Here is a 17,584-nt window from a genome sequence, read left to right as displayed (position 1 = left end):
GCCACAGACCAGAACATGCGCCAGAACGTCCTTTGCCTTTCCCGTTCCTATCTTTCGAATTTGCTTCCGCGTCTGGGTGCTCTGGATGGCGAGGCCGATTATTTTCATATCGTCCAGTCGGATCGGGAGGCTCGGCACGTCGAGGCGCTGGGCGGCAAGGTGGTTCTCAACTTGGAGGCGGTGGTCCGCGACACGTGGCACGGGGACCAAGCCCGATCATGGCGTGAGCCGGACGACTTCCGGGCTGTCACGGGCTTCAGCTGGTCGGCCATGTACTCGGACCGTAATCTTCCCGACCTGCCTGCTGGTAAGCGCGAACGGGTCGCCGCCATCGTGTTTGCGGCCGTCGAGGCCCTTTTCGCCGAACGCCAGTATCACGCGTTTGTCAGCGAACCGGTGGCACTGTTCGTGACCCACATCATTTTCTATTTTTGCCGGAAGACGGGAACACGCCCGCTGCTATGGGCAAACACTTATTTTCCTGATCACTTCTATTTTGCCGATAGCAGCGTCATCTCGAGGCCAACGCCCCGCACGGATGGCCCGCAAAACAGCGAAGTGCTGCGCAACACCGTCGGGACCTACGTTCGTGGCGTGATCGGCGACCGGGCGGGACCAGCTTATCACCATGCCTTTGCCACCAAGGCCAAGACCAAGACCGACTACCTGCAACAGCGGCGCGGTGAGCGTCCGCTGGTGCTCCGGCCAGGGCTGGCCAGTGTCGGCATTCAAGTCGTGCGGCTCTTGCGGGCGCTTTACAAGCGGGCCATCTTCCCACGGGGCAGCGACTATATGGCGGCCGGTTCCGTCTCAGAGCATCGCGCCTACATGAGCTATCTGCTGACGCCCCGATCCGTTTATGACGAAATGCCTGGACCAGGCTCGGATCGAGACGTGGTTTACCCGCTGCAATACGAGCCGGAGGCCTCGCTACTCTACTTTGCGCCAGAAGTTGTAAACCAGCTTTCAATGGTCGAGACCATCCTCAAGGCACTTCCCAGCGACAGCCATCTCTGGGTCAAGGAACATCCAAATCAGTTTGGCGCCTTGGGCACCCGGCCCTGGCGGGCTCTCAAGCGGCGCTATGGCAATCTGCGCTTCATTCACGGGCGCCAAAGCGGACGTGAACTCATCAAACGCTGCGGTCCGCTTGTGACCATTTCAAGCAGCATGGGCATGGATGGGCTGTTGCTCGGCCGGAAGGTGATCGTCGCGGGGGATGTCTTCTACCGGCACTTTACCGGCAGTCTTCCCGTCAACTCGCACGCGGAATTGGCAGCCGCACTAAACGATGCCGAGACGTATCGACCGTCAGACAACGCCGTTGCGAATATCGCCGAACTCGTCGCCTTCGGCGCCCATGCCTATCCGGGAGACCCACAGCCGTCGGCAACTCTTTTCGACGATGCAAACATGGACGCACTTGTTCGCGCCATACGCGCTGAGCGGCTTGCCTGGGTGAAGACAGCGTGAAGCAGTTCATCAAGAAACTATGGATGGTCGACGTACTGGCAGATGACTTGAGACAGTATTTTTTCTGGATGCTGGTGGCGTCCGGCCTTGGCTTTGCAAAGGTTATGGCACTGGCGCAGATCATGTCGCCAGCCGACTTGGGGACCTATGTCTCCGTTGCGGGCGTTGCCCTGCTCAGCGGGACCTTGCTGAGCTTCGGTCAGATTGAAGGCACGACGAAATATTACCCCCGTCTCTGGTTGGCCGGCGAGCACCGCCGCATCATCGACAGCGTACGACTGATTGCGGCCAAACTTGGCTTGCGGTTTCTCGCTGGTGTCGTGGTCACAACGCTCGTGCTCGTGCTCTTGCGCGTTGACGCCCCCTATCTGACAGCCATCGTCGGGTGCGGCATCGGCCTGTGTACATCCTACCTGGCCCTTGCGGCGTCCCTGTTGCGGGCTGCGGAGAACTCTTCAGCGCTGCAGACCTTCAACCTCGTCAGAAACGGATCGGCAATCCTGCTTGCCTGTACGGCTGGTTGGTTGTTCGGATGGCAGGGGGCGCTTGCAGGCGATCTGATCGCGGCCATTACTTCGCTGATTCCGGTGTCCGTCAGCCTGCGGCGCATCCTTGCCGATCACAACCAGCCGCAGGCAGCGCCTGCGGCTGCCGGCGACGAGGTGCTTAAGACAGGCGGGGGAAAGCTCTACCTCTCCTATCTGCTGTCCTCGTCCACGCAGTTGCTCGATCGCGGGGCAGTCGGCCTGGCCCTGGGCGCAGCAGCCGCCGGCAGTTATGGTATCATCGCCTTGATGTTCCAGGTAGGTCAGATCGTGGTCGGTATCTTCGCCCAGCGTGCTGGTCCGCGCGTCATCAAGTCGGCCCACAGATCCGAGGCATCCGGGGGCAGGATTGAAAGTGTACGCAAGCCCCTCTACGGCATGGCCGCGCTGTCGGTGGCGGTAACTGTGGGCCTATTGGCGGCTATGTGGCTCGATCTTCCACCCGGCTTCTTTTCGAAGTACCAACTCGATTGGCAACTAGTTGCACTGGGCGGGGCGGTGTGCTTTACGCAGATCTTCGGCCTTCTGGAATTTCACCTTCTTGCGCATGATCGAGAGCGCGAAATATTGGCGGCGAGTATCGTGGCTGCAGGAACGCAGGCGGGCTTGTTCGCCCTGGCCTGGATGCTCAGCCTTTCTCTTGAATGGTTTGTAGCATCCGTGCTCGTGGCGCGGGGACTGCAGGCGGGGCTCCTTTGGAGATGGATGAATGTCGGACGCCATGCTGCATCCTGATCTGGACGCTGGTCAGTGGCGATCGGCTGCTGCGGCCGCCCGCACCGGACTGCTCTTCTTTACCGTGCTTTCGGTGACGTTTCCCTATGTGCAGATCCTGCCGCTCGGCAGTTATACCCAGCCCTACAGCCTGATCCTTTCGCTCCTTGTCCTGTTGTCGACTGGCTTTAGCGGGTTGCGACAAATGCGCTGGACCGACTCGGCCAACTTAGTGGGCCTTGCCATCGTCGGCTTAGTCCTGTTTGCCATCACCTGCCTGCCGTATCCGGACGTACAGGAATACAAGTATCTGCTGATTTACGTCAGCCCGCTGGTGATTACCGGCGCCTGCGTCACGCTTCTGGGCCAGCACCGCGACCTCGTCGCCAAGCTGGTGGCTGGATCGATCGTGGTCTGGTTCTGGATTTCCATGACCCAGGCCCTGATTGATCCAACCTTTCTAACCGGACTGCTTGGCGTGTGGGGCGAAGCTGCCATCGATATCGCGGCATCCGGGCGCGGCGCTATCGGGCTGGCCCCGGAACCCACTCACCACGCCTTCCACATGCTCCTACTGGCTGCCAGCATTGCCTTTCTAGGTCGGCATCGCTGGGCAATCATCCTGTGTCTTATAGACGTCGTGTTTCTGGCCCGCTCGGCGAGTGGCCTGTTGACTGTTGGACTCGCCATTGTCGCGGCCATGGTCATTTACCTGCCGCGCACAACTCTCTTTCTGGTGATGGTGGCCGCCGGCCTAGTGGCCATGGATGTCGGCAACATCGTGCTGCAAATGGCTGACGGCAACAGGGCCCTCACGCTACTGGGCATCGCGCTCGACAATCCCCTGGCTCTCTTCCTGAGTGACTATAGCACCAATATCCGCATTGGTGGTTCGTTGGTCGGCGCCTGGGAAATCGCGCTGGACCTGATGTACCCGCACGGGTTGTCCTTTGACACTTGGAACGTCGCGCGAGAGCAGTTCCTGGAGCGATATCCTTTCCTGCTCGATCTGAGTACCGTTGGCATTCCGAGTGGCTATGGCGTGTTGTTGTACCAGGCGGGCATTCTGGCTGTGCCATTTGTCGTGCTGTCCACACGGCGCATGATCCTCGCGGCGCCGACCGACCGTCTGACCATCACTGTCGTGCTGTTCGTTCCGCTGGTTTTTGTCTTTCAGTACTACCTGTCGGCGCCCCAGTTTTCGCTCGTCTATGCGGCGGCGATATTCGCGTACATGAATAGGTCGAAGGCATGAGTTCAAGCACACAAGGCCTCGGGCAGCTTGTCCGGGCGGATTGGGACCAGCTCATGCTGCTGTCCGGCCGGCCGGGTCGTTCGCTGCGCCCCTGGAACCTGTTTTCCCCGAGGTTTCTGCCCACAGTTCTGGTGCGCACGGCGGGGGCCTTGCATTGCCGACGCCTGGGGCCGATCGCAAAACTGGTCAGCCTGCTCAACTTTGTGCTGTTCGGCATTGAGGTGCCAAGCAGCCTCCCGATTGCTGGCGGACTGGTTCTGCCACACACGATCGGCACCATCCTTGGTGCCCGCGCGATCGGTACCAATGTCACGATCTTCCATCAGGTGACGCTTGGGGCAGTGACCGCGGACTTCGGATACAATCTCGAAAAGCGTCCCGTCGTGGAAGACGGTGTGACAATCGGCGCCGGTGCCAAGGTACTAGGGGGGATTACGCTGGGCCGTGGCTGTTCTGTCGGCGCCAATGCGGTGGTTCTGCAGTCTGTCCCGCCCGGGGCTACGGCAGTGGGTGTCCCAGCCCGCATTATCGAGCGTTCCTAGCATGTCGGAACCGGCGCGCACGATCATCATCGGCAGGAACTCCAAGGTCTGGCGTGACCTGTCCAGCGACCCCCGCCTTGCGGGCATTACTGCCATCGGCCATACCGACGTCGCTGGATTTGAGTTCCGGATAGATGATAAGGTTTGGATATTTTCGTACTCGCGCCAAATGCAGGACAACCTGGCCCTTTTTGCCCGGCTGGCGGCAAGCGAGGCGCGCGAATTCGCTTATTTCACCACCGCCACCGCCAATGTCGCAGCGGTGACAAGATGCTTTGCCTATCCGCGCATCAAATTGGCATGTGAGGAGGCTTCGCGAGAGCAGATTGGCGCGCGTATCGTCGCCATAGGGGTGGTCTTCAAGGATGAAGCTGCTTTGCCCGGCGGGGTGACGATGGCCACCAGCCTTGACCAGATCGCGGCATTGATCGCGGCCCCCAACCTGCCGCAACAATTCCATACATCGCTGTTCAGAGCGATCGAACGACCCTTTTCCAGCCAGATCGAGCAATGGAGCTTCGCCCTTTACGGCATGCTCCAGCGCCTGACTTCACCCTGGCCCTGCCTGCTGCGACCACTGGACGTGCTACTGCGCGCCTTGGGATGGCGCTGGTATGGATACCTCTATTTGAGTAATCGCCTATGGCTTACGACGATATCGTAATCGGGTCTGGCCTGTCCGGCCTTGCCACCGTCATGGGGCTGCCGACTGGCCGCCGCATCCTCGTCCTCACCGAGGGGGACGCCGTTCGTCCTCGCTTTTATGACGATGGCTTGACCGTGCCCTGCGCCACCAATGGGCTGGGGGGCCTGGGAAATTTCTGGCATGGCGTCATCCCTTTCGGCGCCCGTGCCGCTTTCGCCTCTGGACGACAATCCACATTCGAGGAGTTGTTCGCGCGGTTCTATCCTGGCACGGCTGTGGACGGACGCTATGGATCGCGTTGGCTTTTCATCCCCAAAAGTCCGATCCGTCCTGCAAAGTGGTGGCCGCAATTGCTGGCGGAACGGGAGGGTAAGCTTGAACTGGCGCCGCTGACGGCGAGCGGCATCACATTCGACGCACGGTCCGCCACTGTGCGGACCGATGGCGGCGTGTTCACCGCATCCCGGCTCTGGATTTGCGCAGGAGCCCTCGACACACCAGCTTTGCTGGAGCGCTCTCTAGACGAAGACTACGGGTTCCGCGGAACGGCTTCGGATCACGTGATTGCCTACCTCGGTCAGATTGACAGGCAGCAGCATCCATCCGCTGACCCCATCGCAGTGAAGCGCGGTCCGGGCGGCTACTGGCTTGAAACCCTTCCACAAGGCACCGCCGATATGCTGGTGACAGCCCGGCCGGCACGTTTCTCATATCGGGTGCTGGACAAGGGGATCGAACAACGCGCCGCTTTCGGCCTTCCGACGGGCGGGGCTATTGCCAAGATCGCTCGGTCGGGCTCGCTTGGTCTGCTGTCGGAAGCTGTGTTCAACAAGTTTGGACTATTGGCTCAGTCCAACATGCACAGCATCTATGGCCAGATCGAAGTCAGGGCCGCGTATGATGTTGATCTGAGCACCGGGCGCGTCGTGCCGCGCCCGCAGCACATCCTGGAGAGCCTAGCGGCCAGTCGCGCGGAGCTGGGCCTCCCAGGCTTGACACCATCGCGTCGTCCCGAGCTTTTCATTCGCGGCGTTCACCTTCACAACACTATCGACCCTGCAAGACTGGCAGCCTTTGGCATAGGAGGCTCCCATTCACCGGTGCGCGTCCAGGATGCTTCGACGATCGAAGCGGTCGGAGGGGAGCACCACAGTTTTCACATGATGGTTGCGGCCTTCTCCGCAGCGAGGCAGGCATGACGACCCCATCCAACAAGCGGCCCCTGATTTCCATCATCACGCCAGCATATAATGCAGCCGGGGTGATTGGCGCGACGATCCAGTCGGCCCTCGACCAAGACTACGACCATTTAGAGATGCTGGTCCTGGATGACGGCTCGACCGACAATACGGCCACTGTTGTCGAAGAATTCTCGCAGCGCGACCCACGGGTTCGCCTCATACGGTTGCCGCGCAATTTCGGTGCCCCGGCCGGCCCGCGGAATATCGGGGTGCAACAGGCCAAGGGCGAATGGATTGCCTTCCTCGATGCCGACGACATCTGGCACCCCCGCAAGCTCAGCCTGCAGATCGAAGCGCTGGGCGAGACCGGCGCGAAATTCTGCAGCACACAGATGCTGGACTTCTTTGACGAGAAAGACCTGTCGTTTCCGCCGATCGGCGAGATTTCGGTCGACCGTATCAGCTTCGCTTCGCAATTGATCAGCTACCAAACCCCGACATCGAGCGTCGTGGTTGCCGCGGATGTCATCCGCCAGGTGCCGTTCAACGAGGATCTGCGATACAAGGCGCGCGAGGATCTGGATTGCTGGCTCAAGTGCCACGAAATATTGGGAGGGAGCATCAAGATCCGGCATCCTCTGCTCGGCTATCGCATCTCGCCTACGCAGATCTCTGGCAAGAAGCTGCAGATGGTCAAACGGCACCATTTCGTTCTCAGCCAATACAAGTTCGAAGGCGGCCGCCCATTGGGCCTGGGCGCTCTGGTCTTTACGGCGTCCCACTTTGCCATTGCCCTGTTCAACCGGCTGATACCCGGCCGCGAAAGGCTTTAGTTCATGCGCGTCCTTGTCACCGGCGGCACCGGCTTCGTCGGCAAGAATCTGATCGCGAAACTGACATCCATGCAAGGCATGGAGCCAGTGGCGGCGATTCGTCATTTGGCGGAGCCCGGCGATGACAATATCCTCGCCGTCGGCACGATCGGCAGCGACGCACCGCCCTCGCTGGGCGGGTTCGATGCCATCGTTCACTGTGCAGCGCGCGTCCATGTGATGCACGACGAATCTGCCGATCCCTTGGCGGAGTTTCGCCGCACCAATGTCGACGGAACTGTAGCGCTCGCAGAGCGCGCGGCCGCTGACGGGATCAAGCGTTTCGTTTTCCTCAGTTCGGTCAAGGTCAATGGCGAAGGGACTGAGCCGGGCAGACCCTATAGTCCGGACCAGAAACCGGCACCAGTCGACCCCTATGGCATCTCAAAGCATGAAGCCGAACTTGCCCTATGGGAGATTGCCCAGCGTACCGGCATGGAGGTCGTCATTATCCGTCCTGTTCTGGTGTATGGCCCTGGGGTGAAAGGCAATTTCCTCAGCCTGCTCGGCTGGCTCAGAAGGGGCATCCCGTTGCCTCTGGCGGGGGTCAGAAACAGTCGCAGCATGGTTTCGATCGTCAACCTGGTGGACTTGATCGTAACCTGTCTTGTGCATCCGGCAGCTTCCGGCGGCACCTTTTATGCGGCCGACGCGCGGGGGTTATCCACGTCGGAACTGCTGACGACGCTGGGACGACATATGGGTAGGCCAGCCAGGCTGTTTGCCTTTCCCTTCCCACTCCTTGGCACGGCGGCCAGCCTGCTGTCACGCCGCCCGCAGTTCGACAGGCTGTTCGGCACCCTCGAGGTTGACCTGACGGAAAACACGCGACTCTTGGGCTGGACCCCGCCACAGTCGAGCGACGACGGCCTGCGCGACGTCGCGCTCTGGTTCAGCGATCGCGCGGATGCTTGAAGGACCTGATACCGTGCAGACTATTCTGGGTCTTGCCCTGATCCTGGGAGCAGGCCTCGCCAGCTCTGTCGGAACCGCGCTCGTTCGCCGGCTGGCACCTCAGCTGGGGCTGGTGCAGGCGCCAAATGAACGCTCTTCACACGTGGCGCCAACGCCGCGCGGAGGCGGCATTGCGGTTGCATTGGCGATCGTGGTGTCGGCGGCGCTACTTGCCCTATCCGGCGCCGGTGAACTCTGGCCGGTGGCCGGCCTTACGCTGGCCATCGCGTTGCTGGGATTTGGCGATGACCTGCTGGACCTCTCCCCTGCCCTGCGCTTCCCAGTGCAAGGACTTGTCCTAGGCCTGTTGCTCTGGACGGCCTCGCCCCTGGTCCCGCTGGAGCTCGCGGGGGGCCTGCAATTGTCGGGCTGGCTGTTGGCCCTGGCTATGCTGTTTGCCGGGCTATGGTGGATCAATCTTTTCAACTTCATGGACGGCATCGACGGCATTGCTGCTAGCCATGCCATTCTCGTACTCGCTGGGGCAGGCGTAATATGGCTGAGCACTGGTGGCCCTTTCGAAGAACCACTCCTGATCTTGCTGGCTTGCACAATAGCCGCCACCGCCGGGTTCCTGCTGCTCAACTGGCCGCCCGCCCGCATCTTCATGGGTGATGCGGGATCCAATGCGTTGGCCCTGATCATTTTTGCCATCGCCCTCTATACGACGGCGGGTGACGAAATCAGCTATGCGGCCTGGCTGATCCTGCCAGCAACTTTCGTCGCAGATGCGACTCTCACCGTAGTGCGGCGGACCGCCCGTGGTGAACGTCCCTGGCGGGCGCACCGACGCCACGCATATCAACAACTGTCACGCCGCTGGGGGCACCGGCGCGTGACCATGCTCTATTCGGTCATCACAGGGCTATGGTGTGTACCCTTGGCGGTCTTTGCTGAGAACCAGCCGGCATTTTCGTGGCCGCTGGTGGCATTGGCCTATGTGCCGATCCTTGCCCTGGTGCTGTGGGGCGAAGCGGGTGCCGCCCGCGAGAGCGGCCAAGTCGCGTCCCGAAAAACGGCGGCAGGCCGCTAGCGCATCGTAGTGGGCAAGGTCGAACCGTAACCGGCAAGAATGGCGGCACGGAGCGACTCGGCCACGCTACGGGCCGCAGAATCTTCTATACCTCGAGCGGACTCCAGGTCGACTGGCGTCAGCTTCCCGCCTTGATAGGCGGTGTCGTTGAATCGCGTCGCGGTGAAGATCTCCTGTTCATCACGCGTTACAGTGACCTTTGCCGAAATCCGGATATTGGCGGGACGAGCTACCGTAAAGGCATTGGACACCGACCCGGGCAGGTTGCTAACCTCGGCAGTGACATCAAGGAACGGATCCTGTGGCGACGCAGCACCAGGGAAAGCAACCTTGAGCCGGTCGAGGATAACCTGCTCAATACGACTGTCCGGCGGCGCGAAATTGAACCGCATTGCGGTGCCATCGGCGGCAGCGGAGTTAGTGCCATACACGGGGGCAAAGCTTGAGCAGGCGCTAAGCGCGGATGTTGCGATGGCGAAACTGAGGGTAGCCAGCGTTTTCCTGCCGATCATGCGCCCGCTCCTATTGCAACCAGTTTGCGACTGGAACCGCGCCCGAATAGCCCAGTTCAAGGCCAGCCGGTGCCATCAACTTGAAGGAAGCTGTCGCACGCAAGTCGTTGGGGACAGTGTGCGTGGGCCCGGTCCGGGACACGCCCGCGGAAATTGCCAGGTAGCCGTCATTGTAGCCAACCCCGCCCCCGACTTGCAGGAAGCTGCCAGCATTGATGTCCCAATAGCCGCTGCCCGAAATAGACCAGTATTCAAATACAGGGACTGAAATTTCCGCGCCTATTTCGTGCATGTCGCGAATATTGCCAGTCAGCGGCGTGGCCCGGGCATAGCCATAATTCACCGCTCCAGACCACCCATCCTGGCTGTAGTTGACGCCCAGCCCGGCCCGGCTCAGGCCCAGTGTAGCAGTATCGATCTGCACCTTGGCGCCGGCAGTAATTGCATCAGCCAGCGCGCCATATGCGCCCAGGACCGTATAGGAAGCCGCATTTTCAAGTCCGGAGCCGACACCGACTTGCTGACGGTTGGGTACTGAGAAGGCGTTGGTCCCTGCCAACTGGAAGGACTGACCACCGACAAGCTCGAGATAACTCCCGTCTTCCAGTGTCGCAAGATAGCGACCGCCCACATTGGCACGCAGCCCGGTCTCCTCCCGGTCAATTCCAGTGAAGCGATTGTAGCTGAAGACATTGGTGTCGTCGAAGATCACGCTTTGCGAATCCTCATTGGTGATCCCCGGAGCAGTTGTGGACGCGCCGCGATAGACAATCTGACCAATTGGTTCGATCAGGTGGGTGACGCCGTTGCCATAGGCAGCCAGGGGGTAACGGACGTCGAACGCGGCGATGGGCGTGGCACCCAGCAGCGTTTGGTCAGAGGGCGCCGAGGCTAGATTGCTGTTGCCATCATAGGCGGCTGCGTCTAGCCGAAGGCCCACGAACGGCGTAATCACTGCTCCGCCGGCAATCCACTGGTTCTGCCAGCTGGCTTGCGCCATGCCGTGAACGCGATTGCCCGCATAGCCGTAGTCATAGGGCACGCCGTTGATGGTGCTCGCAGAGTCTGCCTTGCGGGAAATATTGAGGAGCCGGCCCTCGACTTCCACACGACCGCCCTGCTCGGGCAGGCTGAAGGTGCGAGCCACCCGCAGGTTGGGCAACGCCATCCCCTGCTCATCCCGAATTTGCTGGGTATTGTTGCCAAGCAAATTGAACTCTTGGAGCCGCGCGTCGACATATGTGTCTGAGGTGAGATGCGTGGCATAGATTTCGTTGACTGCGGACCGCCTGGGATCGAGCAGATAGTTGGCAAAATAGGCGCTGTCGGTGAACACCGAATAGGCAGCACCGACGGTCCATTCCTCGACCGGTTTGAATTCCCCCGAGGCCTGGATTGCACCACGCCAGTCGCGCTGCGCATCGGCGAAGGCGAAGGCCATCTTGTCGAACTGATAAAGGCCCGACGCCTTGATGCTGAACGAGCCGCGGTCAAAGCGCTGGATCCACTCCGCACCCATCAGGAAGCCTTGGCGGCTCACAAGAGTGGGCGAGAGTATGACGCTGGTGTTTCGGGCCGAATAGACCATAACCGGCACTTCGACCTTCGCTCCAATTTCGTCAGTATAGCCCAGGCTGGGCCTCGGGATGCTGTCGAGCGCATCATTGCTCATGTCGGGGAGCCAGAGGTAAGGCAACCAGGCAACGGGAATCCCCAGCAACGCGATCGAAGGCTGCTCGAGGGTGATCGAGTTATCCTCGGCGTTCTGGACGATTCGGGCAGCACTGATCGACCAGCCGATGCGTTGGCCCTGAGGGCCGACGCAGTCGCCACAGGGGGCATACTGGGCATCGGTGAGGATGGAATTGAGGACCTGGTCGAACTCGGCGCTGTCAGCGGTGATACGAGAGCCGTCATGGGCCGTCACGGTCATGCTGTTCAGGACCGCTCTCTGCAATCCGCCGGTTAGTTTCAGCGTCTCGCTTCGCGATACATTCCCGGCCGGATCGGTGACGGTCGCGTCCCCGATCAGTTCCATCTCTCCTTCGGAACGGCGATAGACCAGCTCTCGTCCTGTCAGAACGTAGCCACTTACGCGCAGCACGACGTCGCCACTGGCGCGGATGACATTCTGGGCGGAATCAAAGATCAGTTCGTCCGCCTCGATGGCAGTTCGGGCTGCGGGATCAATCGGCGCGGAAAAGAAGTCCTGCGGCAGCAGGCCTTGGGCATTAGCCGGCAATCCGGCGGCCGAGGCAGCCACCAGGAACATCGTTCCCAGCAGGTGCGAACGCAAGCTGGGCTTCATCGCAAAGTCCCCCTCGCGCTTTTTGCTCTGGAACTCCGGCTCGGCATGACCACACTACGCTGACATAAGAAAACGCAACGCCGTCCAAAGCCGAAACGCCCGTGGATGGCAAACTACCCCAGCAATCTAGAGTCCGGCAATGAAGAATGTACAAACTCGCCGGCAGTGTGGCTCTTTTGCCGCCCCTTTTGGCCAGCGGAGTTGGGAGGCACGAACGGCCTAGCAGCCAAACTTGCGCCGCAGTAGCGGCCCAGATAATTGAGATGGCATGAGTGACAGCATTCCTCCAACGATCCCAACCCTTTCGATCATCGCCACCCTGGCCGTTGCACCGGTTGCACCGGAAGCGAGCAATACGATCTTCCTGGCGACTAGTGCCGTTGCCCTGTTGCTGGTCTGGCCGCGTGCAATCGCGAATTATTCCCGACCCATCGTCTGGATGCCGCTTCTTGGATTGGCCCTCGTGGGCATTGCCTATGTCGTCAGTGCGGGTCTATCCGGCTTGGCGGGTCTACTTTTCTTCGCGCCTATGCTCGCGATCCTTCCCCTCGTCGTGCTGCTTGGCGATACCGACCAAGAGTCGTACTCCGACCTCATCGGGCTCTTGGCGTTTACGGGCGTTGGCGGCGCGGCGGTGATGGCCCTAGTCGAAGTGCAAACCACCGGCACCGCCCGGGCGGGTACGCTCGTGGCCAACCAGATCCACTTTGCAGACACCGCCCTGATGGTTGGCTTCGCCGGGCTTGTCGGGGTGATCGGCAATCGTGGCAAGGGAAAAGCGATCTACTTTCTCGCTCCCTTAGTTGCCGTCGTGCCGGTGCTGCTGTCGGGGGCACGTGGCGCCGTGATAGCCGTGGTCGCAATGTTTGCAGTTGTAGCGCTGACCGCAGCATTGGTCAGGCTGGTGCCGCGACGTCTTGTTCTGGCGGGCTCGCTGGCAGTCGTCGTCGTGGCAGCTGTGGCGCTGGCACTCGGTGCCAACCAGCTGTCGGGGGTCCAGCGAGTGCTGACCAACATCATCGACATGGCGACGGGGGCCCCAGCCGACTACACGACCGGGTTGCGCCTGCAAATGTATCTGGGCGCCTTCCGAGCGTTTCTGGAAGCCCCGATTTTTGGTCATGGCCCTCTCGTCTTTACCGAGGTTGCCAACCGGCTCGTCGACGGGACTTTCTCGGGTACGCCACATCTGCACAATGACTTGGCCGACATGGCAGCCAGTGGGGGCCTTTTCGGACTGGCGGCTTATCTGCTCTTCGTACTGGCGCCCGTTGTCGAAGCCCTGCGCGCGCCGCCGTCAGGGCATCGGGCCTTCACCATCGTGCTTGCTGTCACGCTGGTCACTGGCTTTGTCATCATGGGCCTGACCAACGCCATGTTCGGCATCCTGACCCTGACCACGACCTTTGCCGTGACCTGCGTCATCATCGGCTTTCTGTGCTCCCCACGAACAGCGACGCAGACCAGACAACAGAACGCGCCATGACCGCCCCAGTCCCAGAGGGTATGACACCTCACCATATTGGGGGGACCTCGCTGCGCTTAAGTATTGCTGCCTTGCACCACATGCCGCGGAATTTGGAATACAACGGAGTCTCGAAGTAGAACGAGGCACTTTCTCGTATTTTGCGTGGGTACGACAGGTCGGGGGACTTACCCTGCCGGATAATCCGACGGCTGCCCCGGCACATAGAACCGGCTGAGGATCCATTTAAGATGGATCGCATCAAGGCGGATGGGACAATTAAGTCTGCACAGGGACGTTGTCCCGAGGTGCGGATGACCGATGACACTGCCAACCAGACCCGCGGCACGGGACTCGGCGGCCTGCCCAGCCCATTGCCGGATGAAGGGCTCGAAATAGGCCTCGTGAATGCACTGGGCCGCCCGGGCGAGGTCAGAACGCGCCCCGATGTTGGGACCGGAGCCGACAAGGGTATCGGCGGCCCGTCCGGCCAGCAGGATTCGGATATCGTCCGCGATGGCCTGGGCGGTCACCACGACTTGGGACGGATCAACCTCCGTTTTCCTTCATGGCCGACGCCGGCCAGGACCGAGAACGCGCTGACTGTCCGTCCCAGATGCACGGCCATGACCGCGTGACCAAACTGGTGCAGCGCACCGCCTCGGGCGGCACCAGGACTTCCAGCAGGTGCTCGGTCTAGAGCGGGCTTGCCAAGTGGGCGGCCCGGGCGCGGGATATTGCTGCAGCGGGCAGAGCTCGGCCTGGCTCTAGCTTGCAGAAACGGGATCAATCGCGCGAGATCGCTGGCCTCAAGCTCGGGCATATGAGACGCTGCAGCGCAGGCATCGATGCCCCCGCAGAGCCGGCAGTCGGTTGTCGGCACTCCTCAAATCGCTTCCTCAACACGAAAAGACCAATCGTCGATAGGCAACACTCGGGCGGTTCATTCGCCGAACTCAAGTTCCTGGCGTCCCATTTCACCCTGACAAGCTTGGTCGCCAACCGGTCAGATCTTTTTCAGCTACAGGCGATTTGCAGGAAGCTGGCTCGTTGTCTCGACACACAGCCCTATAGTCCAAACGGCAAGGTTCCGTTCAGCCTTATTCGCGCTTTCAATATCTGTCCGTCGCACTGGGCGCTAACGGCACCACATCAGCTACTCCAACTGCAAGCTCACAGATTGTGACACCGCACCATATGACCCGGTCCCACTGCTGTCGCCCCCGGCATCACTTCCTTGCAGATCGACGTTGCCCTAGGACACCGCGAGACGAAAGGACACCCTTTGCTGTCGCGGGTCCAGAGCGGGATATCGACGGCGCGGCGCGGTTTGCCCGTCTCGATCTTGCGGGCCTGATTGGGTACGGATTCGATCAGCAGCTGGGTATAGGGGTGACGCGGGTTGTCGGTAATCTTCTGGCTGGGCCCCTGCTCCACCAGATGCCCAGCATACATGACTGCCGCGTCCTCGGCGAAGTAGCGCGCCGTGGCGATGTCGTGGGTAATGTAAAGGGCCGCCAGATCCCGGTCGCGCTTGAGATCCTCGAGCAGGTTAAGGATGCCGAGGCGCACCGACACATCGAGCATCGAGGTCGGTTCGTCCGCCAGCAGCACATCGGGCTGCACCGACAGGGCCCTTGCGATGGCGACGCGTTGGCGCTGGCCGCCGGACAATTCATGCGGGCGGCGCTTCAGATAGTCGGCCGCGGGCCGAAGACCGACGCGCTCGAGCAGGGCCAGCATTTCGGCCTCGACGGCCGGACCCTTGAGATCAGGACGATGCAGGCGAATGGGGCGCTCGAGGTGATAGCCGATCGACTGGGTGGGATTGAGCGAACCAAACGGGTCCTGGAACACCATCTGTACCTGCGAGCGATATTGCTGCATGCGGGTACCGTGAAAGCTGGAAATGTCCTGACCGCGATAGCGGATGGCGCCTGACGTTGGCTGGTAGGCACCCGCGAGCATGCGAGCGCAGGTGGATTTGCCGGAACCGGATTCGCCGACCAGGGCCAGCGCCCTGCCCCGGGTCAATTGCAGCGAAACCCCTGAAAGGGCCTTGAGAAAACTCTGATTAAGGAATGCCCCTCCAAGCACGAATTCCTTGTCGACAGTGTCCATTTCAAGGATCGGCGCCTCGGCGACCGAGGCGGAGCCGACCCGTTCTAGTTCAGCAAGTGACATGCGGCCTGGCTCCGGTGTTCGGGGTAAAAGCGCAGTTCGGGAGCGTCGCTACGGCAGACGTCCATGGCGTGAGGGCAGCGCGGTGCGAAGCGGCAGCCCTGCGGTAGCGAACGGAGGTCAGGCGGCGTGCCGGCAATGCCTTCCATGCGGACGCGCGGCCCGGTCAGCGGCGGAAAGCTGTTCCCGAGTGCCCGCGTGTAGGGATGTTGCGGCGCGGTGAGGATCGCCTCGGCCGGCGCCACCTCGACCAGTTCACCCGAATACATGACGCCGATGCGGTCACAGAATTCGATCATCAGTCCAAGATCGTGGGTGATGAACAGCACCGAGAAGCCAAGGCGATTCTTGAGGTCGACGATCTGCTCGATGATGTCGCGCTGCACCACCACGTCCAGCGCCGTGGTCGGCTCGTCCATGATGATGAGCTTGGGTTTGAGGGCGAGGGCGATGGCGATGCAGATGCGCTGGCGCATGCCACCGGAAAACTGGTGCGGGAAGTCGTCGAGGCGCTTGGGCGGGATGCCCACCAGTTCGAAAAGTTCCACTGCGCGGGCGCGGGCGCCGTCCTTGCCCAGGTTCGGCTCATGCGTCTCGATCACGTCCATGATCTGCTCGGATACCGGGATCACCGGGTTGAGCGCATTCATGGCCGACTGGAAGACGAAGCTTACCTCGTTCCAGCGATAGGCCTTCAAACGCGCCTTGTCGAATTTCAGCACGTCCTCGCCATTGAGCCGCACCTGGCCGCCCGAGACAAGGCCCGGGAGGCGGGTAAGACGGGCAAGAGCAAAGGCCACGGTGGACTTGCCGCAGCCGCTTTCGCCGGCAAGGCCGAAAGCCTCGCCCTCGCGGATATCGAAGTCGATGCCGTTGACGGCGCGAGCAACGGAATGTTCGCCCACATAGTCTACGGTGAGGTTTCTCACCTCGATCAGGGCCCGTTCAGAAGACATCGGCGCTTCTCCCCCTGCGCATGAGGAATTTCTTGATGCGGCCGATCTTGCGGGAGGCCTTCAATTGCGGATTGGTGATTTCATCCACGGCGAAATTGACCAGCACCAGCGCGGCGCCGGTCAGCATGATGGCAATGCAGGGCGGCCAGATCTCCCACCAGGCGCCAGATTGCAGCGCCAGGTTGTTCTGGGCCCAAAACAGCATCGTGCCCCAGGTCACGGCGTTGGGATCGCCGAGGCCGATGAATTCGAGCGCGGCTTCGGCGAGGATCGCCGCGATCGTGCCAAGCACGAAGCCGCCCATGACGAAGCTGAGCATGTTGGGGAAGATTTCGACGAGGATGATTCGCCACTTCTTCTCACCCATGAGTTCGGCCGAAAGCACGAATTCGCGGGTACGGAGCGACAGGGTCTGGGTCCGGATGGTACGGGCGGCCCAGCCCCAGCCGGTCAGTGCCAGAACCATGCCGATAACGAGGGGACTGGCCTGTTCAACCATTGTGGCGATGACGATGATGAGTGGCAGGCCCGGTAGCACCAGAACCACATTCACGAAGAAGGTGATGATGTCGTCAGTCCGGCCACCGAAATAGCCCGCGGAAATGCCGAGCGCGAGACCGATCATTGCCGCCGCAATGCCGGCGCCGAAGCCAACCGCGAGACTGACCCGGCCGCCATAGGCGAGCTGGGTAAAGACGTCCTTGCCCATGCGGGTCGTGCCCAGAACATGCTCATAGCTGGGCATGACATGGGGTTTGCCGGCGCGACGATTGGGGTTGTAGTCGCTCATCATCGGTCCGAAGATCGAAAAGAGCACCAGCGCCAGAAGGATCACAACGCCGGTCATACCCTTGGGATTGGTAACAAAGGCGGCGAGGCTCGATGGCAGGCGGCTGGTCCAGCCCGGCCGCGGCCGAACGCCGAGTTCGCGCATCAGCTCGGCCTGA

General features: G+C 61.2%; 16 protein-coding genes. 11 read left to right on the top strand and 5 right to left on the bottom strand.

Annotated elements, in window-relative coordinates:
• Positions 1-15 precede the first annotated feature (15 nt).
• From MQW79_RS17910 to MQW79_RS17870, 9 genes are read left to right on the top strand one after another with little or no spacing between them, the layout of a single operon-like run.
• Positions 16-1,473: a capsular polysaccharide export protein, LipB/KpsS family gene (locus MQW79_RS17910; RefSeq protein ID WP_476585856.1), complete on the top strand. Its 1,458-nt coding sequence runs from the start codon at positions 16-18 to the stop codon at positions 1,471-1,473.
• Entirely contained in the window at positions 1,470-2,753 is a 1,284-nt protein-coding gene (locus MQW79_RS17905) for a hypothetical protein (protein WP_476585855.1), read from the top strand. The genes MQW79_RS17910 and MQW79_RS17905 overlap by 4 nt, the downstream gene beginning before the upstream one ends.
• Positions 2,728-3,987, top strand: a complete 1,260-nt coding sequence (locus MQW79_RS17900) for a hypothetical protein (RefSeq protein ID WP_476585854.1) — start codon at positions 2,728-2,730, stop codon at positions 3,985-3,987. Before MQW79_RS17905 ends, MQW79_RS17900 begins: the two co-directional genes overlap by 26 nt.
• A complete protein-coding gene (locus MQW79_RS17895) occupies positions 3,984-4,529 on the top strand; it encodes a serine O-acetyltransferase (protein WP_476585853.1) in 546 nt (181 codons plus the stop codon). The genes MQW79_RS17900 and MQW79_RS17895 overlap by 4 nt, the downstream gene beginning before the upstream one ends.
• Before the next feature lies 1 nt (position 4,530).
• Positions 4,531-5,193: a hypothetical protein gene (locus MQW79_RS17890; RefSeq protein WP_476585852.1), complete on the top strand. Its 663-nt coding sequence runs from the start codon at positions 4,531-4,533 to the stop codon at positions 5,191-5,193.
• Positions 5,172-6,374 (top strand): hypothetical protein, encoded by a 1,203-nt coding sequence (locus tag MQW79_RS17885; RefSeq protein ID WP_476585851.1) that lies wholly within the window; start codon positions 5,172-5,174, stop codon positions 6,372-6,374. Before MQW79_RS17890 ends, MQW79_RS17885 begins: the two co-directional genes overlap by 22 nt.
• Entirely contained in the window at positions 6,371-7,189 is an 819-nt protein-coding gene (locus MQW79_RS17880) for a glycosyltransferase family 2 protein (protein WP_476585849.1), read from the top strand. Before MQW79_RS17885 ends, MQW79_RS17880 begins: the two co-directional genes overlap by 4 nt.
• Positions 7,190-7,192: 3 nt before the next feature.
• Positions 7,193-8,143 carry a UDP-glucose 4-epimerase family protein gene (locus MQW79_RS17875; RefSeq protein ID WP_476585848.1) on the top strand — a complete coding sequence of 317 codons (951 nt, stop codon included), beginning with the start codon at positions 7,193-7,195 and terminating at the stop codon, positions 8,141-8,143.
• A gap of 13 nt (positions 8,144-8,156) precedes the next feature.
• A complete protein-coding gene (locus tag MQW79_RS17870; protein WP_476585847.1) occupies positions 8,157-9,215 on the top strand; it encodes an MraY family glycosyltransferase in 1,059 nt (352 codons plus the stop codon).
• Here MQW79_RS17870 and MQW79_RS17865 read toward each other — a convergent pair.
• Both MQW79_RS17865 and MQW79_RS17860 read right to left on the bottom strand, forming a co-directional pair.
• Positions 9,212-9,727, bottom strand: a complete 516-nt coding sequence (locus MQW79_RS17865; RefSeq protein WP_476585845.1) for a hypothetical protein — start codon at positions 9,725-9,727, stop codon at positions 9,212-9,214. The genes MQW79_RS17870 and MQW79_RS17865 overlap by 4 nt on opposite strands.
• Before the next feature lie 10 nt (positions 9,728-9,737).
• Positions 9,738-11,999 (bottom strand): LPS-assembly protein LptD, encoded by a 2,262-nt coding sequence (locus tag MQW79_RS17860; RefSeq protein ID WP_476585844.1) that lies wholly within the window; start codon positions 11,997-11,999, stop codon positions 9,738-9,740.
• 304 nt (positions 12,000-12,303) lie between these two features.
• Between MQW79_RS17860 and MQW79_RS17855 the strand changes: the two genes are divergently transcribed.
• Both MQW79_RS17855 and MQW79_RS17850 read left to right on the top strand, forming a co-directional pair.
• Positions 12,304-13,521 (top strand): O-antigen ligase family protein, encoded by a 1,218-nt coding sequence (locus MQW79_RS17855; RefSeq protein WP_476585843.1) that lies wholly within the window; start codon positions 12,304-12,306, stop codon positions 13,519-13,521.
• Between the two features lie 230 nt (positions 13,522-13,751).
• Positions 13,752-14,138: a hypothetical protein gene (locus MQW79_RS17850; RefSeq protein ID WP_476585842.1), complete on the top strand. Its 387-nt coding sequence runs from the start codon at positions 13,752-13,754 to the stop codon at positions 14,136-14,138.
• Between the two features lie 535 nt (positions 14,139-14,673).
• On the opposite strand, the gene MQW79_RS17845 is transcribed toward MQW79_RS17850, so the two are convergent.
• The 3 genes from MQW79_RS17845 to MQW79_RS17835 are packed head-to-tail and all read right to left on the bottom strand — an operon-like array spanning position 14,674 to position 17,571.
• On the bottom strand, positions 14,674-15,684 hold the full coding sequence (locus MQW79_RS17845) for an ABC transporter ATP-binding protein (RefSeq protein WP_476585841.1): 1,011 nt from the start codon (positions 15,682-15,684) through the stop codon (positions 14,674-14,676).
• A complete protein-coding gene (locus tag MQW79_RS17840; RefSeq protein ID WP_476585840.1) occupies positions 15,666-16,637 on the bottom strand; it encodes an ABC transporter ATP-binding protein in 972 nt (323 codons plus the stop codon). The genes MQW79_RS17845 and MQW79_RS17840 overlap by 19 nt, the downstream gene beginning before the upstream one ends.
• Complete coding sequence (locus MQW79_RS17835) at positions 16,627-17,571, bottom strand: ABC transporter permease (protein ID WP_476588261.1); 945 nt, start codon at positions 17,569-17,571, stop codon at positions 16,627-16,629. The genes MQW79_RS17840 and MQW79_RS17835 overlap by 11 nt, the downstream gene beginning before the upstream one ends.
• Between the last annotated feature and the right edge of the window lie 13 nt (positions 17,572-17,584).

The organism is Devosia sp. Micro-HW1, from assembly GCF_056341075.1.
This window is presented reverse-complemented; position numbering and strand designations above follow the sequence as displayed.